The sequence below is a fragment of the Bacillus sp. CCB-MMP212 genome, from assembly GCF_022748145.1.
Classification (GTDB): Bacteria; Bacillota; Bacilli; order Bacillales; family Bacillaceae_G; genus Bacillus_A; species Bacillus_A cereus.
Genome location: NZ_JALDQE010000006.1, coordinates 492,035 through 512,065 on the forward strand (window position 1 = coordinate 492,035; position 20,031 = coordinate 512,065).

The window sequence follows — 20,031 nt, forward strand, 5'->3', positions numbered from 1 at the left end:
TATTTCACTCTGCATAAAAAAATATTTCTCAACATTTTATTTGTTGAAAAAGATTGAATATTCGTATTATAATGAATATTATGTTGTTATCGGCAAAAAACGATAATTTGCAGACACTGGGGAGGAAATACATTGAAAAAGAAAAAGAAATTAAAACCATTAGCGGTATTAACAACAGCAGCGGTACTAAGTAGTACGTTTGCTTTTGGAGGTCACGCAGCGTATGCTGAGACACCAACATCATCTCTACCAATAGATGAGCACTTAATACCGGAGGAGCGTTTGGCAGAAGCGCTAAAACAACGGGGGGTAATTGATCAATCTGCATCACAAGCTGAGACGTCAAAAGCTGTCGAAAAATATGTTGAGAAAAAGAAAGGGGAAAACCCTGGGAAAGAAATCTTAACAGGAGATAGTCTTACACAAGAAGCTTCTGATTTTATGAAAAAAGTAAAAGATGCAAAAATGAAGGAAAATGAACAGGCACAGCAGCCTGAAGTAGGCCCAGTAGCTGGACAAGGTGCAGCATTAAATCCAGGGAAATTAAATGGAAAAGTACCTACTACATCAGCGAAGCAAGAAGAATACAATGGAGCTGTTCGAAAAGATAAAGTACTTGTTTTACTTGTAGAATTTAGCGATTTTAAGCATAACAATATTGATCAAGAGCCAGGATACATGTATTCTAAGGACTTTAATCGTGAACATTATCAAAAAATGTTATTTGGTGATGAACCATTCACTTTATTTGATGGATCGAAGATTAACACATTTAAGCAATATTATGAAGAACAATCTGGTGGTAGCTATACAGTTGATGGGACTGTAACAGAATGGCTTACTGTTCCAGGAAAAGCATCAGATTATGGTGCTGATGCGGGTACTGGTCATGATAACAAGGGGCCTTTAGGACCAAAAGATTTTGTGAAAGAAGCATTAAAAGCAGCGGTAGCAAAAGGAATCAATTTAGCAGACTATGACCAATTTGATCAATACGATCAAGATGGTGATGGAAATAAAAATGAGCCAGATGGAATTATTGATCATTTAATGGTTGTACATGCTGGCGTTGGTCAAGAAGCTGGCGGCGGTAAATTGAAAGATGATGCGATTTGGTCACATCGTTCAAAACTCGGTTCAAAACCATATGCAATTGATGGCACGAAATCTTCTGTTTCGAACTGGGGCGGAAAGATGGCTGCATACGATTATACAATCGAGCCTGAAGACGGAGCGGTTGGTGTGTTTGCACATGAGTATGGCCATGATTTAGGCTTACCAGATGAATATGACACAAAGTACTCAGGACAAGGTGAACCTGTTGAGTCATGGTCTATTATGAGTGGTGGTAGCTGGGCTGGAAAAATTGCAGGAACAGAGCCAACGAGTTTCTCACCACAAAATAAAGAGTTTTTCCAAAAGAATATGAAGGGGAATTGGGCGAATATCCTTGAAGTAGATTATGACAAACTTAGCAAAGGCATCGGTGTTGCGACATATGTAGATCAAAGTACTACAAAATCTAAACGACCTGGAATCGTTCGTGTTAACTTGCCGGACAAAGATATAAAAAATATCGAATCGGCGTTTGGTAAGAAGTTCTATTATAGTACAAAAGGAAATGACATTCATACAACACTTGAGACGCCAGTATTTGACTTAACAAATGCAAAGGATGCTAAGTTCGATTATAAGGCATTTTACGAACTTGAAGCGAAGTATGATTTCCTTGACGTATATGCGATTGCAGAAGATGGAACGAAGACACGCATTGATAGAATGGGCGAAAAAGATGTAAAAGGCGGCGCGGATACAACTGATGGTAAATGGGTTGATAAATCATACGATCTAAGCCAATTCAAAGGAAAAAAAGTAAAACTGCAATTTGAGTACTTAACAGATATTGCAGTAGCTTATAAAGGATTTGCGTTAGATAATGCAGCCTTAACTGTAGATGGAAAAGTTGTTTTCTCTGATGATGCGGAAGGTCAGCCAGCAATGACGTTAAAAGGCTTTACTGTGTCTAACGGATTTGAACAGAAAAAACATAATTACTATGTAGAGTGGAGAAATTACGCTGGTTCTGACACTGCGTTACAACATGCACGTGGACCAGTATTTAATACAGGAATGGTTGTATGGTATGCGGATCAAAGCTTTACAGATAACTGGGTAGGCGTTCATCCAGGTGAAGGGTTCTTAGGAGTAGTAGATTCTCATCCAGAGGCAATTGTAGGGACATTAAACGGACAACCTACTGTGAAGAGCAGTACGCGTTATCAAATTGCCGATGCGGCATTCTCATTTGATCAAACGCCAGCATGGAAAGTAAATTCACCAACTCGCGGTATTTTTGATTATAAAGGATTACCAGGAGTGGCGAAATTTGATGATTCTAAGCAATATATCAACAGCATCATTCCTGATGCAGGACGTAAGTTGCCGAAACTAGGACTGAAGTTTGAAGTAGTAGGCCAAGCTGAAGACAAGTCTGCAGGTGCGGTTTGGCTTCATCGATAAAATAAGTTAAAACGAAGAGGAGCTGCCACAAGTCGGTGAAACTGACTTATGACAGCTCTTTTCTTCTTGTGAAAAAACTCTCTGTTTTTTTATGTACTTATTGGAAAAATTCGAAGTTTCTTTGATACATAAAATGCTCCGTCTGTCCAATTATAGAAGCTATTTTGGACGTAAGAAATTTGTAAGTAATGAGTAAGAAAAAAGAGATTTTCATAGTATAAAATATTTATTATAGCTACTTTTAACACCTGATACTAATAGTGTGTTATAATATGAATTAGCAACAAAAAGGAAAGGAATTAGAACAATGACCTTAGAAAATACTAAAAATTTAAAAAAACAAGTTGCTCCTTTTGAAAAATCAACGATTAAAAAAAGTGTTTGGCAACTGATCAACACAATCGTGCCATTTATTATTTTATGGTACCTTGCTTATAAAAGTTTGTCAGTTTCTTATTGGTTAACATTAGTTCCAGCACTGTTAGCCGCTGGATTTATGACAAGGATTTTCATTATTTTTCATGATTGCACCCATTATTCGTTTTTTAAAAGTCGACGTGCAAATAGAATAGTTGGAACGTGTATGGGTGTTTTAACATTATTCCCATTTGATCAGTGGGGGCATGAGCATTCTATTCACCACGCTACGAGTGGTAATTTGGATAAAAGGGGTACAGGAGATATTTGGACGCTTACAGTAGATGAATATGTAGCAGCACCATTTAGACTCCGTTTAGCATATCGTTTATATCGCAATCCATTCGTTATGTTTGGGTTAGGCCCGATTTATGTTTTCCTGCTTAAAAATAGATTTAACCGAAAAGGTGCTAGAAAAAAAGAACGTATGAACACATATTTAACGAATATTTTAATCGTTGCTATTATAGGAATGCTTTGCTGGGCAATTGGATGGCAATCGTTTCTTTTAGTACATGGTTCTATATTTTTAATAGCAGGTTCAATAGGTATTTGGTTGTTTTACGTACAGCACACATTCGAGGATTCTTATTTTGAAGAAGATAAAGAGTGGGAATATGTGAAAGCGGCAGTGGAGGGAAGTTCTTTTTATAAACTTCCAAAAATTTTGCAATTTCTAACGGGTAATATTGGATTCCATCATGTTCACCACTTAAGTCCAAGAGTACCTAACTATAAATTAGAAGAGGCACACAACAATACGCTTCCTTTAAAAAATGTACCAACGATTACGCTTGCTACAAGCTTACAATCACTACGTTTCCGTCTTTGGGATGAGAAAAGTAACAATTTTGTTAGCTTTAAAGATGTCAAAAATATAATTAAAAATAATGTTTCTGTTCGAGTGAAATCTGAACTATAATTGCATCGTATATAAAACTCCCCTTAATCATTTTCGATTTAAGGGGAGTTTTTGTTTAAAGAGTAGATGCCAGATAAGAAGAAAATTTACATAATTCAAATTGTAATTGAAGCAGATTAGGAATTGCTCGTACGTAAGTACAAATATAAGATGACAATAAATACACTATGTTAACAAATGGAGTTATCATGAATTTTCCATTACGAAAACTGTTCATAAATCCGAAGAAAATTAATAGCAAAAGGGGAATCGTACAACATTATATCCAAAAATAAGAAAAGACTTGAACGAAAATTCCATTCATTTTTCTTGGTGTTCCGTATTCCATACACTTAAATAGGATGCATATTCTAGTTCATCTGGATTCTCATGTAACATAGAAATGAATTCTAATTTATTTCCATCACAATCTAGAAAGTATACACTTGCAGCGGGCATCCACCTTTGGACAATTGGCTCTTGATTTCCTTTTCCTTGACTTCCTATCACTTCTATTCCGCGTTCCTCTAACCACGCTTTAGAAGTCATTAAAGACTCTAAATTTACACCAAAAGCAAAATGTCTCGGCTCAAAGTCTTCAATGTTATGTACTTCCCATAGTCCAAGCATTTGTTGTTTATTTTCTCCGACCCAAAAGAAAGCCACTCTTCTTTTGGAGAATTTTCTTGCTAACGTTAATCCTAGCTTGTTTTGATAGAAATTTATTGCGTTTTCTAAATTTCTTACATGTAAATGAGTCTCGTATATGTTCTGTATTATTATGATCATTCCTTTCTTTATGGGTAACTACCAATTAAATAGTGAATGTAATTCTAAAGTTGAAATATGTATAAGCCTAGTAATGTACATCTATATCCGATATACCTATTTACTATTATATTGAAATTGGAATGTGATAAATCCCACTGAGGTAGTAAGTGTTTAAATGAACACTCTACTACTTTTGTAGGAGAGGGGATATATCTATTAAATTCAGATGAAATCATATTTAAATAATGAAAAACGCTATTCTTTTCGTAAGAATAGCGTTTTTTTATGTTTTTAAGTTGGTGGCCATAGGGTAGAATTTGAAAAATGAGGATTTACAAAGCTAAGAAGTTTAACTCCAAAAAAAATCGATTTCCTGTGGAGTTAAAGGAATCGACTTTTTTATTTACCTTGATGTATTAACGCAGCTGTTAACTTAATAGTAAATAAGTAGAATCCACTATTTCTCCCAAAGTTCGATCAATCGACCTTCAGGATCCTTAATCCAAATAAACTGTCCAAATTCACTGATTTCTTCTTTCTTCTCAAGAGGTACACCAATATTCTCAAGATGCTTTATAGTCTCGTTTAGATTATGTACTTCGAAATTTAACATCACTTGTTGTTCTTTTGGAAAATAATTGTCATTCTCTGTAAAGAAAGAAAAGATTGTCTCATTTCCTAACTGGGGTTTAATCACAGTTCCATTCCAATCTTCTATATCAAGTTTCAACACTTCACTGTACCATTTTTTTATAACTTCAAGATTCTTAGTTCTCCAAAATATTCCTCCAAAACCTTTTATCATCGTATCTAACTCCTGTCTGTCTTTAAATATATATTAAATATATCAAAACAAAACAGTATTAGTAAGCAGAATTATCAACTTATGAATAGTAAAAATAGTAATTGTTAGTATTATAGTATTTACTACATTAACACTTTCTACAACATCATTAGCAGAACTTGAAATTTCGGGAAAGGTATAGAAATGCTCATTTTTCAACCCAAAGTTCACCTGAGCAATCCAGAACTTAAAGTGTTATAAATAATTCTTTCAATAGTAGGGGGAAATGAGAGAAGGAACGATAAAAGACCACACATGAAGTGAAACGCCATGTGTGGTCTTTTATGTATCGTCAAATATTACGAAGTCTCGCTAATTTTAGTTTCACTATGAGTGTTAGTAGAATTTCTTTTCTTAACTTTAAAGTGATAGTAAGTGTAGCAAAAGATGATAAATGGGACAGTGCAATAGATTCCAAGTCGTTGTTCTGGGATAAAAATAAGACTGATTAATATAATGCCATACAATCCAAAACCAAGAATTGGTACGAGTGGATAAAGTGGCGTTTTAAATTTTAAGTCTTCTAATTTTCCGCCGTCTGCTAAATAATGTTTGCGGAAAAAGAATTGAGAAACACAAATTGACATCCAAACAATAATGGTAATGACTCCGGAAATTGAAATGAGCCATAAGTAAACCGTTTCAGCAGCTACTACGCTTGTCAAAAGAGAAAAAGCAGAAATAGCTATCGTCATGATTAAAGCGTTGAGAGGAATCCCACGTGATGATAATTTCTTTAAAAAGGCTGGAGCCATTTCGTTTTTTGATAAAGACCAAAGCATTCGAGTAGCAGCGTATAGTCCTGAGTTTGCAACAGAAAGAACAGCAGTAAGAATAACAAAGTTCATAATATCAGCTGCATATGGAATACCGATATTATCAAAAACAGCAACGAATGGGCTCTTTGTTAATCCAGCTTCTTCCCAAGGAATTAAAGCAACAAGAACAAAGATTGCTAAGACGAAGAAAAACATTGTGCGCCATATAATATTTCTAATAGAACGAGGTAAAGTTTTTGCTGGATCTTCACTTTCACCTGCTGCGATTCCAACAAGTTCTGTACCTTGGAAGGAATAGTTGACTGTAACCATTGTTAAAAGAATAGCGGCAAGTCCATTTGGGAATAAACCACCATGATTTACGAAATTTGATAATAGCGGAGCGGGTTCGTCACCTTTTAAATCAATAAAACCGAACATAGCGGCGCCGCCAAGAATAATGAAAGCGATAATGGCAGATACTTTTATACTTGAAAACCAAAATTCTGTTTCTGCATAACTACGAGCAGATAATGCGTTAATAGTGAAGATTGTAACGCCAAATATTAAACACCAAACCCAAACAGGAATATCAGGAAACCAGCGCTGCATTGTAATGCCGGCAGTTGTAAATTCAAGACCAGTCGTATTCGCCCAGCTTAACCAATACAACCATCCGATTGTAAAGCCAGTTGCAGGATTGATGAACTTAGTGGCATATTCCTGGAAAGAACCTGAAACAGGCATGGCTACAGCAAGTTCACCAAGACATAGCATAACGAAATACATTAATAATCCACCGGCCATAAAGGCAAGTACGGATCCGCCAGGTCCAGCTTGACTTATAATAAAGCCAGATCCGTTAAATAACCCCGTTCCAATCACACCACCGAGTGCAATCATGAATAAGTGTCTACTTTTCATCGTCCGTTTTAATTCATTGTTTGTATTGCTTACTTGCGCCATTGTTTTCCTCACTTTCATAGTTGATAGAATAAAGTTTGGTGTTTTTCCGTATTATGGAATGTATTCCGTGATGTGAAATCTTGTTATAATTTTCAGATAATTAAAAAGAAAAGTCAATATTTTTTTTGTTTGCGTTTTCAATTCTTTGTTAGTGATATGTTTTTATTATTAGAAAATTAAATAAATAGATTGATTTCATTTCGAATGTTTGCTAAATTGATAGTTAATTAAGCATACTAACATATTACGAGTAAAGTTGAGGCGAGTTATGGTACAGTCCATTGATCGAGCGATAAGTATTATTAAATTATTGAATTCTACAAATGAAAAAGAGTATTGGGCTATTTCTGATATAGCTGATGGAACACATCTCCCGGTTAGTACAGTACATAGATTACTTAACTCTTTAATGGAGCATGGGTTAGTTACACAAATTTCAGAGACAAAACAGTACAAAATTGGACCAATGTGGATGGAAATAGGGTTACGTCAATTGGAGAAGGTAGACTACAGATCTGTTGCAAGAGAAGTGATGAAACGTTTGGCTGCTGAAGTGGAGGAAAGTGTCTATTTAAATATTCCAAACGGAACACATTCTATTATCATTGAAAGAATTGATAGTCCTTTAAAAATTCGAGTTATCGATAATCTAGGGGAACAAATTCCACTTTCAATTGGTGCCGCAAATAAAACGATGCTTGCCAATATGAAAACGAATGAAATGGAACATATTGTAGAAAATTTACTTTCTTCATTACCAGAACAAAAGCAAATTCTTCTTAATCAAATAAAGCAAATAAAAAATGAAGGATATGCTGTCAGTTATGGTGAAAAAACAGAAGGGACAGCTTCAGTAGCTGCACCTATTATCGGATTTAATCATAAAGTAGTAGGAGCATTAAGTGTTGGGTTAATTAGTCATCGTATTAATGATGATCGACTATCTTTTCTTATTAGCAAGGTAAAACAAGCGGCTCATGAAATATCAATAAAAATCGGCAGTACATCAGAACTATAATTTTGATAGCTGTCGTCATTTTTTTATTCATATACTGGAATTAGTTTTCATAATGCGGAAAAATAGGGGGATTTATATGTCAAAGTGGCAATCAAAAGAACAATTGATTCAATTATTAAGCGGTCTTGTTGAAATTCCTAGTATTACCGGTTCAGAAGCTGAAGTAATATTGCCAGACTTTGTTGTGGAACAGTTATCTGATTTACAGTACTTCAAAGAAAACCCGCATCATTTACAAAAAAATCCGACAGGGGACGGACGATATTTTGTTACAGCACTAGTAAAGAAAAGCGATAGTACAAAAAATACTGTAATTCTAGTAAGTCACTTTGATGTTGTAGATGTACAAGATTACGGAGTGTGGAAAGAAGATGCATTTAATCCTAAAAAGTTAACATCTATGTTTTATTCTCATAAAGATGAACTTCCAGACCATGTACGTGAAGATATAGAACATGGAGAATGGCTGTTTGGTAGAGGGACAATGGATATGAAATGCGGCCTCGCATTACAAATGGCAATGATTGAACAAGCATGTGAAGGAAGATTCGATGGGAATGTTCTTTTATTGGCTGTACCAGATGAAGAAGTGAATTCTATAGGGATGAGGGCGGCTGTTCCGAGATTGTTAGATTTAGCAAGAGAGCATAACTTAGATTATAAAACGGTCTTAAACTCAGAGCCTATGTTTTCAAGACATCCTGGTGACCAAAATAAGTATATTTACACTGGCTCTATTGGTAAAGTGTTACCTGGTTTTCTTTGCTATGGAAAAGAGACACATGTAGGTGAACCTTTTGCAGGCTTAAATGGGAGTTATATGGCCTCATTAATAACAGCAGAATTAGAGTTAAACACAGACCTTTGTGACATTGTAGAAGGGGAAGCGAGTCCTCCGCCAACTAACTTACTTCAAAGGGACTTAAAAGAGGATTATTCTGTACAAATTCCGCATCGTGCAGTTACATTATTTAATTTGTTTTTATTAGAAAAATCAATGACAGATGTAGTTTCATTGTTACGTCAAAAAGTAACGAAAGTAGCAGAGAAAATAGAAGAGTCGTATGAAAAACATGCATATCGTTTTTCTAAATATAATCCATTTATACCACCTAATCTCAAAGTAAATGTATTAACTTATGAAGAGCTTATCACATATGCAATTGAGCAACATGGACAAGAAAAAATAAATCATATTCAATCTAATATTATAAAAAATAGAGAAGATAAAGATGATCGTGCGGTAACGATTGATTTAGTAGATAAATTAGCGATTTTATGTAAAGAAAAGGCACCGATGATTGTACTTTTCTTCGCTCCTCCGTACTATCCAGCTGTGAGTTCACGCAACAATCCTTTAATAAAAGAGGTAGTTGTAGAAATGGAAAAGTATGCACACTACAATCATAAGATTACATTTGAAAACCAAAATTATTTTGGGGGGATTTCAGATTTAAGCTATGTAGGCTTGCAGTATCCACTGGATTCAATGAGTTCGCTTGTAGACAATATGCCATTATGGGATAAAGGTTATTCAATTCCGCTTCAGGAATTAGAAGAGTTTGATGTTCCAGTATTAAATATGGGGCCGGTAGGAAAAGATGCACATCAATGGACAGAACGTCTAGATGTAAACTACGCATTTGAAACACTAATAGATATGTTACCGAAATGCATTGAAAAATTATTAGTTTCTAATAAAATTACACAATCATAGTAGGGAATAGGTAAGGGATAAAACAGAACCTTTAAAGAAGATTTGAATTAAATTATTTTAATATAATTAAAAAGCGGAACGGCCAAGCTCAATTTTATATGAGTTTGGCCGTTTATCATGTAGTGAATTTTTAATTAAAATTATGTAAATTCATAGCTAACGTAATCTCTTTTATAGTTTTATTTTTTAGTTTGACCAGATAGTTCAACAGACTTTTGCGTACAACGTTGCATAGCTGAAATAATCGCTGTTCGTAATCCTTTTTCCTCTAATGTTGCTACAGCTTCTATTGTCGTTCCACCAGGAGAACAAACCATATCTTTCAATTCACCTGGATGTATTCCTGTTTCTAGTACCATTTTTGCAGAGCCTAACACAGCTTGAGCAGCGAATTTATATGCTTGATTTCTTGGCATACCATCTAGTACAGCAGCATCTGCCATCGCTTCTATAATCATATATACATAAGCTGGTGAAGAACCACTTACGGATGTGACAACATCCATTAATTTTTCACTTACGATCTCTGTTTGACCAAAACTATTGAAAATGTTTAGTACATCTTCTAAATCTTTTTCTGTCACCATTTCATTCGGGCATAATGCAGACATTCCTTCTCCAACAAGAGCAGGAGTATTAGGCATTACCCTTACAACCTTTACTTTTTTATTAAAGGCATTTTCAGTACTTTCAATACTTTTCCCAGCAGCGATCGTAACGATGATAGCATCGTTTTTGATTACTTCTTTTATTTCATTAATTATTGACGCGTATAGGTCTGGTTTGATTGATAAAATTAAAATATCAGCATTTTTAGCTACTTCATTGTTGTCGGTAGTTGTAGTTAGCCCATATTTTTCACTAGCATTTTTTAAATTAGCAGTGTTTAAATCTGAACAAATAATTTGATTTGAAGACACTATATTTTTGTTTATCATTCCGCCAATCATAGCCATTCCCATATTTCCGCAACCGATGAATCCAATTTGTTTATCCATAATAACTCAATCTTGCTCCTTTTATAATCAATTATATCGGTTTGATATTATTTTCTTAGAATAAGAATAACATCCCTGTGCAATATAAAGAAACATTCTAAGAGAATATATTCCTTTTTGCAACACTAAAAGATAAAAATTAATTATATTCGACATTATGTAAATATATACACTATAATTTAAGGTTTTATGTTTATGAATAGGAGTTAAACTTATATCAATTTGTATTTTCATTCAGTAGGGCAATAATTTCATACAAGTAACTTGTGGCTCTATTTATTTTTTAAGATACCTCTTGACACCGAATCGAACTATATCGCATAATATAAAAAAATTAGATCGAAAATCGTTGAAGGGAATTAGTACATATGTCTTCTTGCGAAAGAGAGTGGAATTCACCGGCTGAAAGATTCCTCGTATAGAATGTATCGAACCTATCCCTGAGTCTTAAATGAAAGTTTAGGCGTTCGCCTGCGTTATAGGCACCAAGTGGATATCTATGTATATCAATTAAGGTGGTACCGCGGAACAATGACCGTTTCGTCCTTTTTATTTTATTAAGGGCGAAGCGGTCATTTTTATTTTGCTCTTAAATAATTCAGTGCAGCATTGATGAGAATAGATATAGTTGCAAAGTGAATGAAGTGTAAATTATAAAAACTTTGATTTTAGACTTGGGGGATAAAAAAGTGAAAAAACAACGAATTGTTGTAAAGATTGGAAGTAGTTCCTTGGCAGATAGTCATGTAGGCATCTCTACAGAACAGCTTTCAGATCACGTTGCCGCATTGGCTCGGTTGAAAGCTGATGGGCACGAGGTTGTGTTAATTACATCTGGAGCCGTTGCTGCAGGGTTTTCAGCGCTAGGATATCCTAGCAGACCTGTAACGATTAAAGGGAAACAGGCTGCAGCAGCTGTCGGACAAAGTTTGTTAATGCAGGCGTACACGGAGGAATTCCGTAAATATGGCATCGTTACTGCGCAACTTTTGTTGACGAGAAGTGATTTTTCTAGAAAAGAACAGTATAGTAATGCTTACGCTACGTTAGGAGAATTATTAAACCGTTCCGCTCTTCCAATTATTAATGAAAATGATTCCATCTCTTTAGAGGAGCTGACGTTCGGTGATAATGATATGCTGTCAGCTTTAGTAAGCGGGCTTGTTTCGGCGGATATGCTTATGATCTTTACAGATGTGAACGGGTTATATGACAAAAATCCTCAGAAAAATGCGGATGCAAAAAAATATTATTTTCTTCCTGAAGTTACGGAAGAAATTTCTTCTCTTGCAGGAGATGCTGGCTCAAAACTTGGGACTGGCGGTATGAAATCAAAAATCGATGCTGCAAAGACAGCACTCTCTCTTGGTGTGAGTGTATTTATCGGAACAGGACGTGGGCAGGAAAAGTTTGTAGATGTTTTGAAGGGTAAGGGTGACGGAACGTATGTCGGTAATGCTCCTCAAAAAGAAATGAAGATGAACAAGCAATGGATTGCCTTGCATTCGCTTGTTAGCGGACAAATTGAAGTAGATGCTGGGGCAGCTACTGCCATCATTCAGCATGGTAAGAGTTTACTTCCAGCTGGTGTTACGAATGTATCAGGATTTTTCCAAGTGGGTGAAGTTGTAGAGGTTGTAACGCAACAAGGGCGCGTAATAGGAAAAGGACAATGCACATATAGTGCAGAGGAACTAAGAGATGTAAAAGGTATGCAAAGCCAAGATATTCAAGTAAGAGGCGAGAGACATAGTTATGAAGTCATCCATAGGGATCATTGGGTTTCACTTTAAAAAGGAGGAAATAAAAATGAATGAAGTGTTGGCAAAGGGGATAAAAGCAAAAGAGGTTGTTAGGGAACTTGTACTAAAATCTACAAATCAAAAAAACGAAGCACTTGCTGCAATTGCAAATCAATTAATAAGTGAAACAGCTTATATTTTAGAGGAAAACAAACGGGATATAGAAGAAGGTAAGGCAAAAGGGTTTTCTGATTCTCTCATTGATCGCCTTATGCTGAATGAACAGCGTATTGTTGATATGACAGAAGGGATTAAGCAGCTAATTGAATTACGTGATCCTGTAGGAGAATGTGTAAGTGCATGGGAAAGGCCAAATGGACTATCTATTCAGGAAATGCGCGTACCACTTGGTGTTGTTGGGATGATTTATGAGGCAAGACCGAATGTAACAGTGGATGCTGCTACAATTTGTTTGAAAACAGGAAACGCAGTCATATTACGTGGTAGTTCTTCTGCTATTCATTCTAATAAAGCGATCGTTGCCGTTATTCACAGGGCGCTCAAACAAACAAGCTTACCTCAAGAAAGCGTCCAGCTTATAGAAGATACAACGCGAGATAGCGCAAAGCAGTTGTTTACAATGAAGGATTATCTAGACGTTCTTATTCCAAGAGGTGGCAAACAATTAATCGATACTGTTGTGAGAGAAGCGTCTGTTCCAGTACTTGAAACAGGTGCGGGAAATTGTCATATTTTCATTGATGAAACAGCGGATAAACAAATGGCATTGGATATTATTATAAATGCAAAAACGCAGCGTCCATCTGTATGTAATGCGATTGAAACGATTGTTCTTCATGAGAAGTGGGCAGAGAAATATGGTAGCGAGTTGTTTTCTTCTTTGAAGGGTAGAGGCGTGGAGCTACGTGGTGATCAAAAAGCATTTGCAATGGATTCTTCAATTGTACTTGCTTCAGAAGAAGACTGGGGGACAGAATTTTTATCTCTTACACTAGCAGTGAAAGTGGTTTCCACTGTTGAAGAAGCGATTCATCATATAAATACGTATGGATCTATGCATTCTGAAGCAATTATTACTGAAAACGAGGAAAACGTCAGCAAGTTTTTTACTTCTGTAGATGCCGCGGCACTTTATCATAATGCATCGACTCGTTTTACAGATGGATCCGAATTTGGATTCGGAGCGGAAATTGGTATCAGTACACAAAAGTTACACGTAAGAGGACCAATGGGGCTTCCAGCATTAACTTCTACAAAATATGTGATTCGTGGAAATGGACAAATTCGAAAATAATAATAAAAGACACTCAATTGGCCTGAGTGTCTTTTATTATAAAAATTATTTACCATACAAATAGCCCAACGAGCATAGCACTTAATAAAGAAACAGCCATCCCGCTAACAAGAAGCTTCCAAACATTTTTACCGATGACTGATGATTTTTCTCCGCCAAATAATGAATTGTAAGTTCCGTAAATCATACCTACTGTACTAAAGTTAGCAAAAGAAGCTAGAAATGTCGTTGCAACCGCAACCGTATGCGGTTGTAGCGACTTTAAGTTTGATTTTAAATCCATCATTGCAACAAATTCATTCGTCGTTATTTTGATCCCCATTAATTCAGCTACGTACATAGCATCACTGCCTGATAAACCGAGTAAAAATGCAAAAGGACTAAAGATAATGGAGAAGATTTTTTGAATTGTTAACCCCGTTACAAAAAAGCCTAAAATCCCATTTAAACATGCTGTTAAAGCTACATATCCAATTACCATGGCTAAAATAACGATAACCATATTCATCCCGACTAACATACTGTTTGAAATAGTAGAAAAGAAATCCTTTTTTTCATGTTTGGAAGGTGTGTAAACAACGTCTTCTTCTTTCGAAACTTCCACAGGATTTAATACATTGGCTAAAATTAATGCGTTAATACAGTTTAATGGGATTGCACTGAAAATATATGTTGCTGGAACCATTGATAAATAAGCGCCAAGAATGGATCCGCTAACGCTACTCATACTCATAATTCCAAAAGTTAATAATCGATTTTCTTTTAAAACAGATAATTGATCACGAACAACTGCAAGTGCTTCGGTGTTCCCTAAAAACATCATTTGAATGGAAAAGAAACTTTCTAACTTTGGCAAACGAGAAATCTTTGAAATAACTGCACCTACTTTATCAATAATCCAAGTTAAGATTCCGAAATAAGATAGAATATCGAAAAAAGTAATAACAAAAATGATAGGAAGTAATGCACTAAAGAAGAAATCAATGTGTGGACTGTCCATAGCGGAAGGAAATGCAAATCGAATACCTTCGTTCGCGCATGCCAGTAGCCAACTGAAAAATGACGCTATTTTATTAATGATAATACTGCCTAGCTTTGTGCCTAACATAAACCACGTAATAAAAAGCTCCAATATGATGAGAATTACAATTGGTCTCCATTTTATATGTTTTTTATTAGGCGAACATAAGAAAACGATTAATATGACAACGAAAATCCCTAACATATTTAATATGAAATGCATGTCAACCACTCCTTGAGCTTTATTATTTGTATATAAAAAAGCTCTTATTCTTCTTAATTTAGAATGAATGTGGTTTAATTTATATTTTTGTAAATTCTAAAAGAATAGAAGGTAAAATTCGATAAAAATAGAATTTAATACATAGCAAACAAGGAGGGGATAAAAATGGAGGTCTATCACATAAAGAGTAAAAAGAGGGAAACATACAACGTTCAGGTGAAATATTCGATACTTTTCGAATGTGCACTTGGCATTGCAGCAATTACTCATAAAAGGTTAATTGATACTCTTGAAAAGACTGAAAGTGAATGGAAAGGAATTAGACAATCATTAACAGATGAGATGGAAGAACACTTGCAGTTTGTAGAAGAACATAATACGTGGAAAGCATTGCTTCAGTTATTGTATGAAGAGGATTTTCAAGAGTTATCGCAGTTTAATTTTAAAATTGATTTACTTTCAGAAGAAGATTTGAAATTTATATGTTTACCGTTTTTAGGGGAGAAGTATGAAGAGAAAAGACGTTTAGCCGCAAGTAGAGATGTAACTGCAATACATGAACTAAAGGAATTAACGCAGGATCATCCGTTTTTTTCTACTTATATTAGCTTTATATGTGATGTAGATGTACAAGTGCTGAAATCTCATTTAATCACTGTAATGACAGGTTGGTATGAGAGCATAATTAAGAAAGAGGAAGAAGAAATACTTTCTATATTAAAACGAGATTATGAAGCAAAAAATGAAATGAATAAAAAGATGAAACCGGAAGAGTTTGTCGAGTGGGCGACTGGCGGAGTGAACTATATGCCAGAGCCAAGTGTTCATCACGTACTTCTTATTCCGCAAATGACGTACAGACCGTGGAATATTGAAGCAGATATTGAAGATACGAAAGTATTTCATTATCCAGTTGCGAATGAAAGCATTCATCCCGAAGATCCGTATGAGCCGAATTATTTTTTAGTTCAAAAACATAAGGCTCTTGGGGATGAGGCGAGATTGCGAATTATAAAAATGTTGTTTGAAAAAGAACGTACTTTACAGGAAATAACGGAAAGATTGCAGCTTGGTAAATCGACAGTACACCATCATTTGAAATTGTTACGTGCAGCGAAGTTAGTTGATATACATGACGGAAAGTATGTATTAAGGAAGAAAGCAGTGCAGTCGTTAGCGAAAGAATTAGATGTATTTTTAAATAGATAATTTACAACGAGAATGTACATAAAGGGAGGAATTTAAGAGAAAAGTTGGTGAGCTATAGTGAAGAGTGTATTGAAAAATCGTTCTTTCTTTTTTATGTGGATTGGTAGTGCAATCTCAGAATTAGGAGGGGCTTTCGGAACGTTATGTAATTCAATTCTAGTATATGAGTTAACAGGATCGGAAATGGCTTTAAGTAGTATGTGGCTATTATATTTCATCCCATCACTCATACTGCAATTAATAAGTGGCCCATTTATTGATAAATGGAGCCGAAAGTGGATTATGATTTTTTCACAATGGATACGATCATCCGTATTCTTATTACCTTTGATGATGCTAGTTACAGGTAGTATAGAAGTTTGGCATATTTATGTTGTTCAAATTGTAGTGGGACTTATTACACCTCTTTATACACCTGCGAGTCAGGCAATTACACCGAGCATTGTAAGTAAAGAACAACATCAAGACGCAAATGCGTATATTGATGGAATGACTCGTCTCATGATGTTTCTTGCGCCAGTATTAGGTGGAGTAGTAATTCATTTCATTGGAACAGAACTTACATTATCTTTCGTATGCATATGTTTATTTGTTAGTGGCACTTTCTTATTTTATATAAAAGAAATTAGAACGTCGCAACCTATTCGGAAAACGTGGCTAGAACAATTTCTTCACGGTTTTACATATTTTTTCACAAAACCAATCATCGTTTGGCTCGGTATATTTCTTACTTTCGTGCAGTTTGGAGTAGGGGTAACGATGGTCACAAATCTTCCTTATATAAAAGACGAGCTGTCAGCGGGATATGCAGAGTACGGTTATTTCATGGCAGGTTTTCCACTTGGCTACGTAATTGGCTCAGTATTAGTCGGAAAAGTAACATATAAAAGCCGGCGTATACTTATGCTTGGAGGATTGTTTATAGGGGGACTCACATACATTTCATTAGGATTCAATCATAGTATTATCATTGCAATAATAATTGAAGTAATAGCAGGGATTTGTATTGCATTTTTCAATGTTCATAACACGACAATATGCCAACAAACCGTCCAAAATAATATGATAGGACAAGTATTTTCAGTGCGTTTATTTTTTATACGATCCGCTATGCCATTAGGTGTGTTAGTAGGGGGAATATTAAGTGAAATGTGGGGAGTAAGAGCACTATATGTAATCATCGGTGCAATTATATGTGTTACCTCTTTAATAGGAATGTTACTTCCGTATTTCAAATTTTTAGATGAGGCGATAGAAAAGAAATCAGCATAATTCAAAAAATTAAAACTTTACAATTGAAAATAATTATCATAATCAATTATAATAGAAGCATACTAGTATTCGTATTACAAAGAGGGAGTGGGATATATGTTTATCGAAACGAAAACATTTACAGTAAAAGAAGGTACATCAAATATAGTTGTAGAACGTTTCACTGGAGAAGGTATTATTGAAAAATTTGAAGGCTTTATCGATTTAAGTGTTCTCGTGAAAAAAGTAAGACGCGGCGACGAAGAAGTTGTCGTAATGATTCGCTGGGAATCTGAAGAAGCATGGAAAAACTGGGAAACAAGTGAAGAACACTTAGCTGGACATAGAGCAGGCCGTGGTAAACCAAAACCAGATCATATTATTAATGTGGATCACGCAGTTTATTATGTGAAATCGTCGAAATCGGCTTATCAACAGTCGTAATATATAAGTAGAGGATACATGTTGTAGAAGCAAACATGTATCCTCTTTTTTATTACTGGGGGGATGTAAATGATAGGAAATCTTTCATTCATTAAAAAAATGTTCTAGGATATAGAAAAAAATATTAGACTTATAAAGCATAGTCTTAGATGGAACGCTTGAATATCTTGCCTTACATATTTAAGGGTTATGAAAATGAGTCTATATCCCTTCTGTTTAAAAGGAGATGAGTACATGAAGCTGAATCATTTAAATTTATGTGTTGATGACTTATCAGAAGCGAGACATTTCTTTGAAACATTTTTTGATTTTCAATTTTTGGAACAAAAAGGGAAAGCACTTGTAGTTATGAGTGATGAGAGTGGATTTATACTTGTGCTAAGTGATCCAAAAGCATTTAAAGGGAATAAGGAAGTTACGTATCCGGAAGCTTTTCATATTGGTTTTTTAGTGGATACTTCAAATGAAGTTGATCAAGCGTATAATCGTTTAGTAGCAGGCGGCATTGAAATAGATAAGGAACCTTATTCGATGCGAGGTAGTAGTTATGGTTTTTATTTTACAGTATTTAATGGCTTATTAATTGAAGTGTCTTGTCTTGATTATAGAGAAGGTAAGAAAGTTTCAAAGCTTAATAGTAATCACCAAGAGTAATCATTTGAAGGTGTATAAAATTTAAGTATGTATCATATTAGAAGACGAATTAAGAAAGTTTCACTGTAAAGTAAAAAAGACAGACTAATAAATAGTCTGTCTTTTTACATTAATTCTTCACATCATCATAAAGTTCAAGCGCCTCTTTCACATTCAATCTATTCTTCACAATACCATGTATTGCTTGAATCATCGCAGCTGGGTGCTCCGATTGCCATATGTTTCGGCCCATGTCTACTCCGATAGCGCCTTCTTGCAATGCATTGTACGTAATGTTTAATGCGTCTTCAATTGAATCTAGTTTTGGGCCGCCCGCGATGACGACTGGGGCAGGGCATGTGCTCGTTATTTTTTCGAATCCTTCGCAGTAATACGTTTTAATAATATCAGCACCCATTTCAACACATACGCGGGAAGCAAGTGCTAGAAAGCGAGCTTCACGTTTTTGTAATTCCTTTGCGACTGCGGTAATGCCGAGTACTGGTAGGCCGTAATCATGAGCTTCAGAAACTACATTTGCGAGATTTGTAACAGTTTGTGTTTCATAGTCTGATCCGACAAAAACAGAAACGCCAACGCCAATTGCGTTTTGCTTCACTGCTTCCTTCACAGGTGTAACAATTGTTTCATTCGCTAAATCTTTACCGACGACAGTAGCGCCACCGGATACACGCATAACCATCGGTGTGCTGCAGTTTTCAGGAATGCAGGAGCTAAGTACACCGCGTGTTAAAAAGAGGGAGTCTGTATAAGGAAGTAAGTTTTTAACTGTTTCAAGTGGTTGTTCTAGCCCGTGAATTGGCCCTAAAAAGTAGCCGTGATCTATTGCTAACATAACCGCTCTACCATCAGGTAAAATTGTATTTAATCGATTTTTAAATCCCCAAGTCATTCAAAATCACTCCTTCGTTAATGTTGGATTTTCCGTTTGTACCGTATCTTTATTTGGTAAATGTGGTGACTTTATAAAAACAGCTTTAAAAGGTTTGTCAGAATGGTTAATCAGATAGTGAGATTCATGAGGGCGAACTTGCAGGACATCACCTTGTTTAATCGGAACTCTTTCGTTATTTACATAGAAGTCTATTTCACCTTCTAACGCATAAAAAACTTCTTCACACGTTGTATGGTAATGATTTTGAAATTCTTGCCCAGGCTGAATGACAACAAGGCCAAGATCAATATTTGGACCTTGTATTAAATATTTCGGCCCGTTATCACCGAAGCGATAGGAGAAGTCATTTTCATTCGCTTTTAACATAC

General features: G+C 35.4%; 17 protein-coding genes and 1 other annotated feature. Of the genes, 10 read left to right on the plus strand and 7 right to left on the minus strand.

The features are described from left to right. Nucleotides 1–132: 132 nt before the first annotated feature. Together MRP26_RS19915 and desA are read left to right on the plus strand one after the other, a co-directional pair. Complete coding sequence (locus MRP26_RS19915) at nucleotides 133–2,520, plus strand: immune inhibitor A domain-containing protein (RefSeq protein ID WP_000727446.1); 2,388 nt, start codon at nucleotides 133–135, stop codon at nucleotides 2,518–2,520. A gap of 307 nt (nucleotides 2,521–2,827) precedes the next feature. Next, on the plus strand, nucleotides 2,828–3,859 hold the full coding sequence (gene desA, locus MRP26_RS19920) for a Delta(5) desaturase DesA (RefSeq protein ID WP_106081960.1): 1,032 nt from the start codon (nucleotides 2,828–2,830) through the stop codon (nucleotides 3,857–3,859). Nucleotides 3,860–4,159: 300 nt separating this feature from the next. Here the strand turns inward: desA and MRP26_RS19925 are convergent, their stop codons facing one another. The 3 genes from MRP26_RS19925 to MRP26_RS19935 all read right to left on the minus strand — a co-directional run bounded on the left by MRP26_RS19925 (nucleotide 4,160) and on the right by MRP26_RS19935 (nucleotide 7,177). Continuing rightward, complete coding sequence (locus tag MRP26_RS19925) at nucleotides 4,160–4,618, minus strand: VOC family protein (protein WP_242806704.1); 459 nt, start codon at nucleotides 4,616–4,618, stop codon at nucleotides 4,160–4,162. Nucleotides 4,619–5,066: 448 nt separating this feature from the next. Next, nucleotides 5,067–5,414 carry a VOC family protein gene (locus tag MRP26_RS19930; RefSeq protein WP_000589591.1) on the minus strand — a complete coding sequence of 116 codons (348 nt, stop codon included), beginning with the start codon at nucleotides 5,412–5,414 and terminating at the stop codon, nucleotides 5,067–5,069. Nucleotides 5,415–5,752: 338 nt separating this feature from the next. Next, nucleotides 5,753–7,177 carry an amino acid permease gene (locus MRP26_RS19935; RefSeq protein ID WP_000079995.1) on the minus strand — a complete coding sequence of 475 codons (1,425 nt, stop codon included), beginning with the start codon at nucleotides 7,175–7,177 and terminating at the stop codon, nucleotides 5,753–5,755. Between the two features lie 268 nt (nucleotides 7,178–7,445). On the opposite strand from MRP26_RS19935, the gene MRP26_RS19940 reads away from it, so the two are divergent. Continuing rightward, nucleotides 7,446–8,195, plus strand: coding sequence for an IclR family transcriptional regulator (locus MRP26_RS19940; protein ID WP_000250751.1), 750 nt, complete (start codon nucleotides 7,446–7,448; stop codon nucleotides 8,193–8,195). Nucleotides 8,196–8,247: 52 nt separating this feature from the next. Continuing rightward, nucleotides 8,248–9,912 (plus strand): M20/M25/M40 family metallo-hydrolase, encoded by a 1,665-nt coding sequence (locus MRP26_RS19945; RefSeq protein WP_003274521.1) that lies wholly within the window; start codon nucleotides 8,248–8,250, stop codon nucleotides 9,910–9,912. Between the two features lie 179 nt (nucleotides 9,913–10,091). Here MRP26_RS19945 and proC read toward each other — a convergent pair whose 3' ends face one another. Next, nucleotides 10,092–10,910, minus strand: coding sequence for a pyrroline-5-carboxylate reductase (gene proC / locus MRP26_RS19950; protein ID WP_000360725.1), 819 nt, complete (start codon nucleotides 10,908–10,910; stop codon nucleotides 10,092–10,094). Between the two features lie 340 nt (nucleotides 10,911–11,250). Continuing rightward, nucleotides 11,251–11,461 (plus strand) — a binding site (T-box leader). A 138-nt stretch (nucleotides 11,462–11,599) separates the two neighbouring features. On the opposite strand from proC, the gene proB reads away from it, so the two are divergent. Both proB and MRP26_RS19960 read left to right on the plus strand, forming a co-directional pair. Beyond that, a complete protein-coding gene (gene proB, locus MRP26_RS19955; protein ID WP_097822376.1) occupies nucleotides 11,600–12,703 on the plus strand; it encodes a glutamate 5-kinase in 1,104 nt (367 codons plus the stop codon). A 16-nt stretch (nucleotides 12,704–12,719) separates the two neighbouring features. Beyond that, a complete protein-coding gene (locus MRP26_RS19960; RefSeq protein WP_001006624.1) occupies nucleotides 12,720–13,967 on the plus strand; it encodes a glutamate-5-semialdehyde dehydrogenase in 1,248 nt (415 codons plus the stop codon). Between the two features lie 49 nt (nucleotides 13,968–14,016). Here MRP26_RS19960 and MRP26_RS19965 read toward each other — a convergent pair whose 3' ends face one another. After that, complete coding sequence (locus MRP26_RS19965; protein WP_000545482.1) at nucleotides 14,017–15,210, minus strand: NupC/NupG family nucleoside CNT transporter; 1,194 nt, start codon at nucleotides 15,208–15,210, stop codon at nucleotides 14,017–14,019. 165 nt (nucleotides 15,211–15,375) lie between these two features. Here MRP26_RS19965 and MRP26_RS19970 point away from each other — a divergent pair, with 165 nt between their 5' ends. The 4 genes from MRP26_RS19970 to MRP26_RS19985 all read left to right on the plus strand — a co-directional run bounded on the left by MRP26_RS19970 (nucleotide 15,376) and on the right by MRP26_RS19985 (nucleotide 18,768). Beyond that, nucleotides 15,376–16,419 (plus strand): ArsR/SmtB family transcription factor, encoded by a 1,044-nt coding sequence (locus tag MRP26_RS19970; RefSeq protein ID WP_053564147.1) that lies wholly within the window; start codon nucleotides 15,376–15,378, stop codon nucleotides 16,417–16,419. Between the two features lie 57 nt (nucleotides 16,420–16,476). Beyond that, nucleotides 16,477–17,691, plus strand: coding sequence for an MFS transporter (locus MRP26_RS19975; RefSeq protein WP_346770927.1), 1,215 nt, complete (start codon nucleotides 16,477–16,479; stop codon nucleotides 17,689–17,691). A 96-nt stretch (nucleotides 17,692–17,787) separates the two neighbouring features. Continuing rightward, entirely contained in the window at nucleotides 17,788–18,114 is a 327-nt protein-coding gene (gene hmoA / locus MRP26_RS19980) for a heme-degrading monooxygenase HmoA (protein ID WP_000469498.1), read from the plus strand. Nucleotides 18,115–18,348: 234 nt separating this feature from the next. Then, nucleotides 18,349–18,768, plus strand: a complete 420-nt coding sequence (locus MRP26_RS19985; RefSeq protein ID WP_000773084.1) for a VOC family protein — start codon at nucleotides 18,349–18,351, stop codon at nucleotides 18,766–18,768. Nucleotides 18,769–18,877: 109 nt separating this feature from the next. Here the strand turns inward: MRP26_RS19985 and lsrF are convergent, their stop codons facing one another. Further along, nucleotides 18,878–19,660 carry a 3-hydroxy-5-phosphonooxypentane-2,4-dione thiolase gene (gene lsrF / locus MRP26_RS19990; RefSeq protein ID WP_000219785.1) on the minus strand — a complete coding sequence of 261 codons (783 nt, stop codon included), beginning with the start codon at nucleotides 19,658–19,660 and terminating at the stop codon, nucleotides 18,878–18,880. 6 nt (nucleotides 19,661–19,666) lie between these two features. Beyond that, nucleotides 19,667–20,029: a cupin domain-containing protein gene (locus MRP26_RS19995; RefSeq protein ID WP_000909986.1), complete on the minus strand. Its 363-nt coding sequence runs from the start codon at nucleotides 20,027–20,029 to the stop codon at nucleotides 19,667–19,669. Nucleotides 20,030–20,031: the final 2 nt, after the last annotated feature.